This is a genomic window from Vallitalea guaymasensis, from assembly GCF_018141425.1.
In the GTDB taxonomy this organism is placed as follows: domain Bacteria; phylum Bacillota; class Clostridia; order Lachnospirales; family Vallitaleaceae; genus Vallitalea; species Vallitalea guaymasensis.
In genome coordinates, this window is sequence record NZ_CP058561.1 from 1,122,143 (window position 1) to 1,136,540 (window position 14,398).

A 14,398-nucleotide genomic window follows, 5' to 3' on the forward strand; every position below is an offset into this window, starting at 1 on the left:
TTTAATGATAAAAAACTAATAATATAATTACTTACAACTCCTATTCCTTATGCTTCAAAGTAGAACTTGCTTATAAGATAAAAAAAGAACAAATATATGCGCATTAAACATGTTCTGTTTGATTACATTATATTTCATTTATTTTCGTTTGTCAACACTCTTTGTCATTTTATACAAAAATATGTTTTTTTTAAAATTATTATTGACAAATATGTATACTACGATGTACTATTTAAAAGTAATCAAAAGTAAATAAAACTCAAGCATAACTAAAGTAATATATTTTATCATCTAAATAAGGAGGAATTATTTATGGAGTCTACCATTAGACTTACAACCGCTCAAGCGTTATTGAAGTTTCTAAACAATCAATATATTGAAGTGGATGGAAAAGAGATTAAATTTGTTAAAGGTGTTATGGGAATATTTGGACATGGTAATGTTGTGGGGCTTGGTCAAGCTCTTGACGAGTACAAAGATGAAATGATTTATTATGCTGGTAAGAATGAGCAAGAAATTACTCATGTAGCTGTAGCATATGCAAAACAAAAACGCAGAACACAGATTTTTGCATGTACAGCATCTATTGGACCTGGTTCATTAAATATGGTAACAGCTGCAGGAACTGCAACAGTGAATAGAATTCCTGTACTTTTACTTCCTTCTGATAGTTATTCAGATCGTCAACCAGATCCTGTATTACAACAAGTAGAACAATCATATGATTATTCAATATCAGCAAATGACTCTTTCAAGGCTGTAAGCAAGTACTGGGATAGAATTCAACGTCCAGAGCAACTTATGACATCAGCTATTCAAGCAATGCGTGTATTGACTAATCCTGCAGAAACAGGAGCTGTTACACTTTGTTTACCACAAGATGTACAAGGAGAAGCTTATGACTTCCCAGAATCTTTCTTCAAAAAAAGAGTACATCGTGTTAGAAGAATAGATATTGATGAATATGATCTAAGTTCAGCAATAGAGCTTATCAAATCCAAGAAAAAACCAATGGTAATCTGTGGTGGTGGTGTTAGATACAGCTTTGCCGACCAACAGTTGCTTGATTTTTGTAAGAGTTTCAATATACCTTTTGGTGAAACTCAAGCAGGTAAAGGCATAATACCTTGGACTCATGAATTAAACATGGGTGGCGGCGGTGTCTGTGGTACTCTAGCCAGCAATCGTTTAGCAAAACAAGCTGACTTGATTATTGCTGTTGGTACAAGACTTAATGACTTCGTTACTTCATCAAAATTTGCATATCAAAATCCAGAATTGGATATTTTGACAATAAATATAAATGACTTTGATGCATATAAAATGAATGCTACATCAATTGTAGCTGATGCAAAAAAAGCCTTAGAGAAATTAACTTCAGCTTTAAAAGAAACTAATTATAAATCAGAGTACACAACTGAGATCAGTGAAGCAAAAAAGGACTGGCAGGTAGAACTGGATACCATGGCTAATGCAACCAATGAGAATGGATTATGTCAAACTGCTGTTCTATCAACTATCAACAAGACAATTGATGAAGATGCAATTATTGTATCTGCTTCAGGAAGTATTCCATCTGATCTTGAAAGAATTTGGTGCCCAACTAAACCTGATACATATCATCTAGAATACGGTTTCTCATGTATGGGGTATGAGGTTAGTGGTGCATTAGGAGCAAAACTTGCAAATCCAGATGTTGAAAGTTACTGTTTCGTTGGTGATGGTGGATTCTTGATGGGTCATTCAGATTTATATACCAGTATACAAGAAGGTGTAAAAATCAATGTACTCCTATTAGATAATAATGGACATCAATGTATTCATAATCTTCAAAGATCACAAGGTATCGATACTTTTGGAACTGAATTCAGAGCAAGAAACGGTAATGCTCTACTTGGCGACTATGTTCCTATTGATTTTGCTAAGATTGCAGAAGGATATGGAGCTAAAACCTATAGAGTAAAAACTATGGATGAATTGATTGCAGCTATAGAAGACTCAAAAAAACAAAGTGTTTCTACTTTAATTGATATCAAAGTATTACCAGGTACAATGACTGGTGGATTTGAACACTTCTGGAGAGTTGGAACTGCTCAGGTAGCAAAAGATAATAGAGTTGTAGAAGCTGCTAAAAACGTGAATAATATCGTAAACACAAAATGTTTACCATACTAAAAATACAAAACCAAACAAAATTATTAATAACAAAAAGGAGAATGTAAAATGAATTTATCTAACCATAATATCAAATTAGGATGCGCTCCTATCAACTGGACTAATGACGATATGCCTGAATTAGGAGGAGAATTGACTTATCAGCAATGTTTAAGTGAAATGGCTCTTGCTGGTTTTACAGGTAGTGAAATCGGAAATAAATATCCTAAAGATCTACCTACACTAAAAAAAGCATTAGATATAAGAGGTATGCAAATATGTAATGCTTGGTTTAGCTGCTTCTTCACTACTAAACCTGAAGAAGAAACACTAAACGCATTTATTGAGCATAGAGATTTCCTACACAGTCTTGGTGCAAAAGTAATTGGTGTTGCTGAAGTTGGTGTGAGTATTCAAGGTGTCATGGACGCTCCTATGTTCGACGCAGCTCCAATACTTACTGACGAACAATTTGAAAAAATAGCTAATGGTCTTAATAAAATGGGTAAATTAGCAAAAGAAAAAGGTATGGACATAGCATATCATTATCATATGGGAACTGGAATCCAGTCATTAGAAGAATTTGATAGATTAATGAATATGACAGATCCTGATCTAGTATATGCACTTTTCGATACTGGACATGCTACATTTGCTGGAGAAAATGCTGTAGAAGTATTAAAGAAATATATTGATAGAGTTAAGCACATTCACTTCAAAGATGTTCGCAGTGATATCTTACAAAGAGTTAAAGATGAAAAATTAAGCTTTCTACAAGCTGTAAAAGCTGGTATATATACTGTTCCAGGCGATGGCGATTTAGTTGATTGGGATGGCGTTTTCACTGTACTTTCAGATAGTAATTATGAAGGATGGATTGTTATAGAAGCAGAACAAGATCCGGGAATCGCAGATCCATTAGAATATGCAATAAAGGCTCGTAAGTTCATTAACGAAAAAACTGGTCTTTAATTAGGAGGAAATAAGATGAAAATTAAGCAGCAACAAGAATTCAAACCAGGCATAACACCAATTGTTGACTCAAAAGGACCTTACAAAGAGTTTTTGATGGATTTTGAAATATTAAAAATGAATCAAGGACAAAAGTACAGTAATTCAGAACCATTAGAAAGAGCATATCTTCTTATCAATGGTAAAATCAAAGTATCTTTCCAAGATAAAGAAGAAATCCTAGAAAGAGAAAACTTTTACGATCATGATCCTATTTTGGTTCAAGTATGCTATAATGTAGAATTTGAAATAGAGTGTTTAAATGAAGATACTGAAATAGCTATTTTCAAGACTGAAAATGATAAGCTTGATTATTGCAGAATATATACTAAAGATGATATTAGGATTGAGATTCGTGGCAAAGGTACTATGAATGAAACTGCAACTCGTATAGTTCGTACAATAATAGATCACTCAATCAATCCAGATTCCAATTTAATGATTGGTGAAGATATGCACTACCCTGGAAAATGGGCTGGTTTTCCATCACATTATCATCCTCAACCTGAAATATATTTCTATAAGTTTTATCCTTCCAATGGATTTGGTTTATTGAAATTAGAAGATGAAGGAGTATTATTAGAACAAAATGATACTGTTCTTATACGCCCTAACTTAGATCACCCCCAAGTTGCGGCTCCTGGATATGGAATGTATTTTATTTGGACAATAAGACATTTAGAAGGAAATCCATATCTAGCTCCTATTTTCAAAGATGAACATAAATGGGCAGAAGAACCTGATGCTGTAATCTGGCCAGATAAACACTAAAATCAAAGGAGGCTGAATATGAGTTTCAAAATAGCAAGCGCTCCATGCTGTTGGGGAGTTGAAGATGCTAACAATCCTAATAATCCCCCTTGGCAAAAAGTACTCGACGAAGCTTCAACTGCAGGTTATAAAGGTATAGAATTAGGTCCCTTCGGTTATTTACCACAAGACGCTAAAATGCTATACGAAGAATTATCAAAGAGAAATTTGGAGATTGTTGCAGGAACTCTATATGATAATTTAGTTTCACCTGATAACTATGAGAATGTATTAAATAAAACTCATATTACTTGCAAACTCATATCAGAGTTACCAAAAGCATCCACTATTAGTGGACAACATTACAAGACACCTTATCTGGTTATAATAGATGAAGTTAATAAAATAAGAAGTCCCTTTGCAGGTCATCCTGATAAAGCTCCCAGATTATCCCCCAAAGACTGGAAGCTTATGATGAAGCATATTCATGAAATATCAAGAATCGCTTCTGAGCAGTATGGTATACGTTCAGTAATCCATCCACATGCAGGAGGCTATATTGAATATGAAGATGAAACAATCAATCTTCTAAATGATATATCTTCTGATATCGCTGGATTGTGCTTGGATACTGGACATCTGTATTATGCATGTATGAATCCTGTTGAATGGCTAGGAAAATATGCAGAAAGACTTGATTATGTACACTTCAAAGATATTAACCAGACCATTTATGAAGATGTAATCAACAGAAAGATAGGTTTCTTTGAAGCCTGTAAGGAAAAAGTGATGTGTCCTATCGGTCAAGGTATCATTGATTATAAAGCAATAAAAGATAAATTAGAAGAAATACACTACAAAGGTTGGATTACCATTGAACAAGAGCGTGACCCACTAGATGCTGATGGTAGTCTAAATGATATTAAAAAAAGCAGAGAATATCTAAGTAATTTAGGTTATTAGACTGAAATATTGATTGGGAGGTAAATTCAATGTTTAATGAAGAGTTTAGATTTGAACAGCCTATAAGATGGGCAATGATTGGTGGAGGTCGTGGCAGTCAGATAGGTTATATTCATAGAACTTCAGCTGCTCGTGACAATTTATTTCAATTAGTTGCAGGTGCTTTTGATATTAATCCAGAGCGCTGTGTAGACTTTGGTAAAAACATAGGAGTGGATCCTAGTCGTTGTTATGCTGATTATAACGTAATGATTGAAGAAGAATCCAAAAGAGAAGATGGTATTCAAGCTGTTTCTATAGCAACACCAAACAAGTTCCACTATGAAATGGCAAAAGCTGCATTAAAAGCAGGTTTACATGTAATATGTGAAAAACCTCTGACTTTTACAGTAGCTGAAGCTGAAGAATTGAAATCTATAGCAAAGAGCAAGAATAAAGTTATAGGTGTAACCTATGGTTATACAGGACATGAAATGATTCATCAAGCACGTAAAATGATTGAAAACGGAGATCTTGGTGAAATTAGAATAATCAATATGCAATTTGCTCACGGATGGCACTCAGAAGAAGTAGAAAAAAATGATCCAGGAACTAAATGGAGAGTTAGTCCTGAAGTAGCTGGACCTACCTATGTACTTGGTGATGTTGGTACTCATGCTTATTACTTAGCAGAAGTCATGGTTCCAAATCTGAAGATAGATGAGTTGATGTGTACTAGACAGAGCTTTGTGAAAAGCCGTGCTCCATTAGAAGATAACGCTTTTGTTCTAATGCATTTTGATAATGGTGCTGTTGGTAATCTATGGGCTAGCTGCGTTAATGCTGGAGCAATCCACGAGCAAAGAATTCGTGTTGTAGGTTCAAAAGCATCTATTGAGTGGTGGGATGAGCATCCTAACCAATTAGTATATGAGGTACAAGGCGAACCTAAGCGTCTGTTAGATAGAGGACATGGCTACAATTACAATGATGATCCTGGTGTTGGAGCAAATAGAATCGGCTGTGGACATGCAGAAGGATTATTTGAATCCTGGGCCAACATTTATCATCGTTTTGCTATTGCCATGGATGCTATGGATAAGGGTAATACAGAAGCGGTAGATAATCTATGGTTCCCTGATATTGAAGCTGGAATCGAAGGTGTCCGTTTAATTGAAAAATGTGTAGAATCAGCTGATAATGGTTCTAAATGGGTTAAATACTAGTATTATCATAGCATCTAATCAATAACTAAAATCATACAGCAATGTTAACATAGTAATTTCTTACGTTTATTTTTGTTTTGTTTTGTTTACAATCATAATATAACCAAATGTTACCTTAAAATAAAATATTCTTTTGAAAAAAAATGTCATATATGTTATAATCATTAATACAAAAATGTAATTTTAAGTGACTTGTTCACATAAAAGAGGGAGCTATTATGTTTGCAATACAAAGATTAGATGCTATTTTAGATTTATTGAAAAAAGATAAAATAGTCCAAGTTCAAGCTTTAGCAAAGATTTTTAACGTTAGCGATGTAACAATTAGAAAAGATTTGAACCTTTTACAAAAAAAAGGTTTGATAATCAAAACTCACGGAGGTGCTGTTTTAGCTGATTCCACTAAAAATATGCCTCTCAATGATACACAATTTTCTACATTGACTACAACTAACAAAAACGAAAAACTTGCTGAGTATGTATATAAATTCATTCAACCAGGTGATACTATCTTTCTAGGCTCTGGACTAACTTGTACTTACCTCTCAAAATATATTGATATCAATGATAACGTCTCAATAATAACCAATAATATTGAAGCTACCAAACATCTAAAAGATAGATGCAAAACATTGATTTTAGTAGGTGGAGAGGTTGTATTCCATGAAAAACATTCATTTACTGCTAGCAATAAGATAAATGAATATCTGGCATCTTACAATATTAACAAAGGAATCACAAGTTGTTCAGGAATAGATTTAGACTATGGTATTTCAGTATCAACAGAAGTCAGTAAGAATATCTATACTTCAATAATCAACAAATCCCAGAGCTGGTTATTACTTGCTGATAGTGATAAATTCAACAAAGTTGCACCATATAGAATTGGTGATATAACCAAACCAACTAAAATTATTACTAATAAGTTGTTACCTAAATATAATTCTGTAGATAATATATTAGTTATATAATTATTATTTAAGTTAATGAATATAAATTAGTGTCCAGTAGATAAAAATGCTCCTTATAACAGATACAGCATATATACCTGTTATAAGGAGCATTTTCTATCTAGTCATTTATCAACTCGTAAAGTGCTTCTGCAAATATCTCTGTGCATTTTAATAGATTATCTATGTCTATGTATTCATCACTTAAATGTTCTGTTTCCTTTTCACCTGGAAAATTGATACCAAAAGCAACTGCATTCTTCATGGCTCTTGCATATGTACCACCTGATATCACTAAAGGTTCTGCTTCATAATCACCTGTTACCTTTTTATATGCTTTCATCAACTTTTGTACAAGAAAATGATCTTCATCCATATATATTGGTTTCAGATGATTTTTTACAAATAAATCAATACCACACTTACCAAGTTCTTCTCTCATATTATCAATAACTATTTTAGAATCTATTGTTATGGGGTATCTAACATTCAGCCTTATATTCAAAGAATCTTCGTCCAGATTGATGACTCCTATATTTAATTTGAGTTTTCCTGAAATGTCATCTTCAAACCCACAACCTATCTTTTGTCCATTATATGTCATACCAATTTTCTCATTATAGGTATTGATAAATTCTTTTACCTGTGTAGTCCCTGCATCCAACATTTCTAAAACCATAAGCATCTGGGATATAGCGTTTATTCCTTCTTCTGGTTTACCTCCATGAGCAGAAATACCTTTGGATATTATTTTGATTCCATCTTGAATTTCCTCGGTTTCTACAGAAATACCTTTTCTTGTTCTTATTTCATCAATGACCTCTATAACTTTCTTCTTAGAAATTTCATTTGCTTCAATGATGGACGTACATAAATCAGGTACCATATTTGCTGCATTTCCACCTATAACATTCTTAATTCTGCATTTTTCAGTAGAAACCTTATCCCATTGTTTAGTTAGAATAATTTCTAATATACCCATTTCCCCTCTAATTACAGGAAAATTGGCATCTGGAGAAAATGCCATTGTGGGGCTCTCCTTTTTACTCAGATAATACCTCATATCTTCAGGACTTGTTTCTTCACTTGTCCCTAGTATCAATCGTATTCTCTTCTTAATATCCAAACCAGATGCTTCTATGGTCTTCATCGCATACAAAGCCGCAATAACCGGACCTTTATCATCACTGGTACCTCTACCATAAATTCTGTTATTATCTATGCTTCCCTCATAAGGTGGATAAGTCCATCCTTCGCCTTCTGGCACCACATCCAAATGAGCTAATATACCGATAATGTCATCTCCATGCCCCATTTCTATATGTCCAGCATAGTTGTCAACATTTTCAGTCTTATAACCAAGCTTTTCTCCTAGATCCAGTGCATATTCTAGAGCTTTGTATGGTCCCTCGCCAAAAGGATAATCTCCTACAGCTTCTTCATTAACACTTTTTATCCTAACAAGCTCTTGTAGTTTATGAATTATTTCATCTTTGTAACCTTCTATGATAGGACGAAAATTCATGTTGCCACCCCCAAATAATTATTTCTCCATTACTTGCAACTTATATCATTTTAATAGACTTCTCTTATGTTATATCAAATATGCTTCTAATCTTTAATTTATCTCTGAACTCATCTACAGTGATTTTCTTGGATAAACGTTCTTTTTTGACTTCTATAGTTCTAGTGTCTCCTGCTGATAAGTCAAAATAATTATCACTGAATACACAATCCATATCTTCTAAATCAAGTTCTATACCTTTTGCATAAGCTTTAGATGATAGCTGAATTATAATGCTTTCTTGACACTCTTCAACCAAAGCACATATTTCAGGTTCCATGAAGTTGAAATGCTTAGGTTTTACGAATAAAGAACTGCCACTGCCAACATAATCTCCGTTAACATATAGGAAATACTCAAAATAGGTTTCTCTACGTACCAACTTATCAGTAAGTATCTCTTCAAAATCATGTGTACTGCATAGTTGGGCAGTTAAAGATTCTATTTCAAAATGGATTTTTCCTTCTTCTAATATATCACTGGAATTATTTCTAAGTCTCCAGATAATATGCCCTTGTGCACTATCCATAGTTTCGTTGGTTACATATAATTTCACACTACTATTTTCTTCATGTGCTGATAATAAAATCGGCGCAAAGAATCTTTTAGCATAGTAATGCAGTGCTTTCCATCTGCCATACCAATCGATACTGGACCAAGATGCAACAGGCCAGCAATCATTCAACTGCCAATAAATAGCTCCCATACATCTTCCTCTGTTTCTTCTCCAATGTTCTACGCCATACTTGATTGCCTCAGCTTGCAATAACTGCGATGTATATAACAATGAATCAAAGTCCTTAGGATATTTGAATGTATCTGAAAGATAATATAATATTTTACCGTTGGCATCACCATCTTTTTGATGTTTTTCCATTATATAAGAGAATATATTCCTATCCTCTGGTATAGTAAACTCTTTTACAGTTTTCAAACAAGGAAAGGATTGGAATCCAAACTCTGAACAAAATCTGAAATAATGATTACGGTAATCTGTAAATGGTAAAAGCTTATGCCATACTGCCCAGTAATGCACATCACCAATATTATCATTGTTAGGATCTTGAAATCCTCCTCCTGATGATGGAGATGCTACCCAATAAAATGTATTAGGGTCCACTTTTTCTGCTATTTCTGGCAATATAATTTCAAATTGCTTGATGTAATCAGTTCTGAGTTTTGAGGTCTTAGGGAAGTTCCACTCTACCCATCCCCACTCCATTTCATTGTTACCACACCAAAGTCCCAGACATGGATGGTGTCTTAGCCTTTTCATATTATCTATTGTTTCCATTTTTATATTTTCAGTAAATTCTTCATTCATCTCATAAACTGCACATGCAAACATTAGGTCTTGCCAAACGATAAGACCATATTTATCGCATAGTTCATAGAAATAATCTTCTGCAAATATTCCTCCACCCCAAACACGAATACAATTGAAATTAGCTTCAATACATTCTTTTATCAAGGTTTCTGTTTTTTCTATATTACATCTAGATAGAAGGTTATCTTCTGGAATGTAATTTGCTCCCATAGCAAATATGGATACACCATTAACATTGAACTCAAAGCTTTCTCCCCACTCATCTTCCTGTCTACGGACAGTCAATGTTCTTAATCCTATTTTCATGGTTCTAGAATCTAGGATTTTCTCATCCTGCTTCAATAATATCTCTACTTCATATAAGGGTTGACTGCCATATCCATTGGGCCACCAAAGTTCTGGATTATCAATGTCTAAAAAGACATGATTTTCTTCCTTCTCTACAATCATATGTTCCATAATCTTTTTATCATCTGGTGTTCTAACTACAGTTTCAACTGTCAGCTCTATAGATTGTTTCTTCTCATGCTGGACTCTTATATCTAACTGTACTTTTTCATCTGAATGGATCTGAGTAATATATACATCTTCAAGTCGTGAATATCTATATCCATTTATTGATATGCTTCTCCATATACCAGCATCAGGTATTTGTGGTCCCCAATCCCATCCTAGCATATAGTGTGCCTTTCTTATGTGTGCATACCCTGTAATACCTTCTGGTTCGCCCCATAATGGGTTCTGTTCTTGCTTTTCTGCCATGTATCTTAGGGGTGACCTAAACAGTATTCTTATATGATTAATCCCTTTTTGAAGTATATGTTTAAGATCAAATTTATATGTTCTATGCATATTATTTGTATCTGCTATTTTCACATCATTAATGTATACCTCTGCCAAGGTATCTAGTCCATCACAGGAAAGTTCAACCCAATCCATCGCTGCAATTGCATCATCTACATAGAATTCTCTATAATATTCATAATCATCATTAGCAAGTTCAAGAGCTTCGTCTTCATTATCTCTATAAAAAGGATCACTTATCATCCCAGCATTAAGTAGATCACTACAAACTGAACCTGGCACTCTGGCTTCTATCCAATCAGCATCCGTAGTTCTTTTCATTTTCCATTTACCATTCAAATCAATTGTTAGCATTTCTTCACCTCATCTTTTTCCCTATTATTTCTATATGATACATTATTTTTATTCGTATCTCTACTACCCTTTTAAACCTGAGGTACTTATCCCTTCTACAAAATATTTCTGTGCAGTGAAGAATAATATCACAGGAGGTACTATGGATAATACTGACATAGCCATAATCTGATTCCACTGTGCTTGTTCTCCAAGGTCAAGCATCATTCTGAGTGCTAATGATAGAGGATATTTTTTAACGCTATTTATGTATATCAATGGTGAGAAGAAGTCACTCCATGCCCATATAAACTGAAACAGCATTGCTGAAAAAATAGCAGGTTTACATAACGGTAGTAGTATTCTTGTTAAGATCTGCAAGGAATTACATCCGTCAATTATTCCAGCTTCGTCAAGCTCTTTCGGTATACCTCTAAAGAATTGAACCATCATAAAGATAAAAAATGCATTTGTTGCAAACATTGCTGGTACAATAAAAGGTAAGTAGCTATCCAACCATCCGAATCTATTAAACAAAAGATATCTTGGAATTATAATTACTGAACTTGGCAACATAAGTCCTGCAAGCATAACCGAAAAGAAAAACTTCTTGAATGGAAAAGTGAATCTGGCAAATCCATAACCTACCATAGTGGAAGATATGACTGTAAAGAAAGTTATAGGAATAACCAGTTTAAAAGTATTTCCAAAGAATGTAGAATATCCAAACTGTCCAATACCTTTCCAACCCTCACTATAAGAATTCATAACAATCTTTTGGGGAATTAAACTTAGTGATTTGAATATCTCATTATTTTCCTTGAATGAAGATGAAATAAGCCACAATAACGGATAAGTCATAAATATTCCTAAGAGACTCAAGAAAACAAAGGCAATGATTCTTACAATCATCTTTTTATTTTTTTTACCAATAGACATTAAAAATCACCCCCATCTTCATAATAAGCCCAGCGTTTTGACGACTTCAATAAAATTGCTGTAATGGTAACTATTATAAAGAATAGTATCCAAGATTGCGCTGAAGCATAACCCATCTTGAAATGTACAAAAGCATTATCATACAACATCATTCCATATAGGTATGTAGATTTCATTGGTCCTCCATTAGTAATTACAAAGGCTCCGGTGAATTCTTGGAAAGCGCTGATTGTCTGCATAACCATATTAAATAGAATAATAGGTGTCAGCATTGGTAATGTTATAACGAAAAATTGTTTTACTTTAGATGCTCCATCTATAGCAGATGCTTCATACAGGTTTTCAGGTATCTGTTTTAGTCCTGCTAAAAAAAGCACCATGGAAGAACCGAACTGCCATACTGCCAGCAATCCTATTGTATATAATGAAATATCTGGATTTCCCAACCATGAAACAGGTGGAATGTTGAATACTCCCAGAAAATTATTCACTAAGCCATCATACATAAATAGGAATCTCCACATAACCGCTACAGCAACACTTCCACCTAAGATTGATGGAAGATAGTATATAGTTCTAAAAAAGTTGATACTCTTTAATTTCATGTTCAATACCATGGCAATGAAAAGAGCAAAAATCAATTTCATCGGTACAGCCATCAGTACATATTTAAATGTTACTTTTACACTATTCCAAAAATCTCTATCTTTGGTAAACATGTTAATATAATTGGAAAAGCCTACAAAATCAGGTTTCTTTATCATAGTAAAATCCGTAAACGAATAAATGATCGAAGATATAAACGGATACAATTGAAAAATCAGAAATCCTATAATAAAAGGGCTGATGTATAATAATCCTACATAGTCTTTCATTCTTCTTTTCTTGTATTTTTGCTTCATCCTTAATCAACTCCTTTATATTCCAGTATATAAAGGGGTGTTTTTATAATTAAACAGCCCCTTTATTCTAAAATTATTGTTATTATTGAATTTATCTAGTTATCTGCTTGTAATTCTTTTATTTTTTCCTCTAGAACTTCAAGCATCTCACTTGCAGCTTCACTTGGTGAAAGTTCGCCATATCCTAACATTTCAATATATTGATACTTAATTTTCTTTAATTCACTATTCAGCTCAGCTTCATTACTTGTTTCTCCTGGATATTTTGAAGCAATATCAATAGTTTGTGAAATAACTGGATTAACGATGCCTGCATCCAATAATATCTTACGTCCATTTTCTGTTGATTGAACTCCTCTTACATCTTTTAGGACATTGATACCATCTTCATGATTTAACATCCAATTTATAAATTTGGCCGCTTCTTCCTTATGTTTACCATTATCATTAACTGCAAATATATTAGTTGCGTTGATACTCACACCACTTGATTTTGCTCCTTCTTTTAATGGAACTCTTACTACACCAACTTCAAAGTTATTAGATAAAGCTGGTACTACAGATGCAACTTGCATGAACATACCGATTTCCCCATTAAGCCATTTAGGGAATTGTTCAGTCTTATCTTGGAATAAAGCTGTAATTTCAAAAGGAGCGATAACTCCATTATCAAACAATTTTTGAACATACTCATATGCTTCTGTAAGTTCATCTACATTCACACCTAATGTGAAATCACCTTTAATTATCTCTTTGTCCTGCTGTTCAAGATACATATCCACAAGACTGGTCAAGGAATTAGGGAATTCGTTAAGGAGATATTGATTAGGGTCTGCCTCGTGAACTCTTTTACCAACTTCTATGAGATTATCCCAATTCCAGTAATCTATGTCTTCTGGAATATTATTTTTCTTGAAGAATTCTTTGTTATAGATCATACCAACTGCATTCAAGCCTGTTGGCAATCCTTGTAATTCTCCATCAACTGAGATGGCATCCAAGCTTGCTTGGCTAAATCCACTGATATCAATTATGTCTTGTAAGTCTCTAGGATCTGTAAAGAATTTACCTTGACGCCTTAGATCATAGAGCCAGTTATAATTGATCTGTATGATATCTGGTGCAGTCTGTCCTGCTAACTGGGTAACTAGTTTTTGATAATACCCGTCCCATCCACTATACTCTGCTTCAATCTTTATATTTGGATTTTCTTTCATATAAGCATCTATTGCTGCTAATGTACCTTCGTGTCTTGCTTCTCCACCCCACCATGAAAACCGTAACTCAATTGTTTCATCTTTTTTTGCTGTACTATCATCTTTTCCATTGGAACTTTCTGTATCTTGTTTACTTCCACAACCAACTATGCTAAAAAGCAAAAAACAACTAATAAAAAACAAACTTACTATTCTCTTTAATGTTCTCATAATACCCTCCTATAATAAATAAATTTTAAGTCTTTTAGGCAAATTCACCTAATTAACTAGCAATTTAAT

11 protein-coding genes are annotated in these 14,398 nt (G+C 33.6%); 6 read left to right on the plus strand and 5 right to left on the minus strand.

Annotated features, from left to right (window positions below):
- Window positions 1–312: 312 nt before the first annotated feature.
- The 6 genes from iolD (at window position 313) to HYG85_RS05155 (ending at window position 7,054) form a co-directional block, all read left to right on the plus strand.
- The gene (gene iolD, locus HYG85_RS05130) at window positions 313–2,175 is read left to right on the plus strand and encodes a 3D-(3,5/4)-trihydroxycyclohexane-1,2-dione acylhydrolase (decyclizing) (RefSeq protein ID WP_212692576.1); all 1,863 of its coding nucleotides are present in this window, start codon (window positions 313–315) and stop codon (window positions 2,173–2,175) included.
- A 48-nt stretch (window positions 2,176–2,223) separates the two neighbouring features.
- A complete protein-coding gene (gene iolE / locus HYG85_RS05135; RefSeq protein WP_212692577.1) occupies window positions 2,224–3,126 on the plus strand; it encodes a myo-inosose-2 dehydratase in 903 nt (300 codons plus the stop codon).
- Between the two features lie 15 nt (window positions 3,127–3,141).
- Window positions 3,142–3,936, plus strand: coding sequence for a 5-deoxy-glucuronate isomerase (locus HYG85_RS05140; protein WP_212692578.1), 795 nt, complete (start codon window positions 3,142–3,144; stop codon window positions 3,934–3,936).
- A gap of 18 nt (window positions 3,937–3,954) precedes the next feature.
- A complete protein-coding gene (locus HYG85_RS05145) occupies window positions 3,955–4,878 on the plus strand; it encodes a sugar phosphate isomerase/epimerase family protein (protein WP_212692579.1) in 924 nt (307 codons plus the stop codon).
- Between the two features lie 29 nt (window positions 4,879–4,907).
- Window positions 4,908–6,083: a Gfo/Idh/MocA family protein gene (locus HYG85_RS05150; protein WP_212692580.1), complete on the plus strand. Its 1,176-nt coding sequence runs from the start codon at window positions 4,908–4,910 to the stop codon at window positions 6,081–6,083.
- Between the two features lie 218 nt (window positions 6,084–6,301).
- On the plus strand, window positions 6,302–7,054 hold the full coding sequence (locus HYG85_RS05155) for a DeoR/GlpR family DNA-binding transcription regulator (protein WP_113671950.1): 753 nt from the start codon (window positions 6,302–6,304) through the stop codon (window positions 7,052–7,054).
- Window positions 7,055–7,154: 100 nt separating this feature from the next.
- Here the strand turns inward: HYG85_RS05155 and pepV are convergent, their stop codons facing one another.
- The 5 genes from pepV to HYG85_RS05180 form a co-directional block, all read right to left on the minus strand.
- Complete coding sequence (pepV, locus tag HYG85_RS05160; protein ID WP_212692581.1) at window positions 7,155–8,558, minus strand: dipeptidase PepV; 1,404 nt, start codon at window positions 8,556–8,558, stop codon at window positions 7,155–7,157.
- A gap of 64 nt (window positions 8,559–8,622) precedes the next feature.
- Window positions 8,623–11,082: a beta-mannosidase gene (locus HYG85_RS05165; protein WP_212692582.1), complete on the minus strand. Its 2,460-nt coding sequence runs from the start codon at window positions 11,080–11,082 to the stop codon at window positions 8,623–8,625.
- Window positions 11,083–11,145: 63 nt separating this feature from the next.
- The gene (locus HYG85_RS05170; RefSeq protein ID WP_212692583.1) at window positions 11,146–12,000 is read right to left on the minus strand and encodes a carbohydrate ABC transporter permease; all 855 of its coding nucleotides are present in this window, start codon (window positions 11,998–12,000) and stop codon (window positions 11,146–11,148) included.
- On the minus strand, window positions 12,000–12,902 hold the full coding sequence (locus HYG85_RS05175; RefSeq protein ID WP_212692584.1) for a carbohydrate ABC transporter permease: 903 nt from the start codon (window positions 12,900–12,902) through the stop codon (window positions 12,000–12,002). The genes HYG85_RS05170 and HYG85_RS05175 overlap by 1 nt, the downstream gene beginning before the upstream one ends.
- Before the next feature lie 95 nt (window positions 12,903–12,997).
- On the minus strand, window positions 12,998–14,329 hold the full coding sequence (locus HYG85_RS05180; protein ID WP_212692585.1) for an ABC transporter substrate-binding protein: 1,332 nt from the start codon (window positions 14,327–14,329) through the stop codon (window positions 12,998–13,000).
- Between the last annotated feature and the right edge of the window lie 69 nt (window positions 14,330–14,398).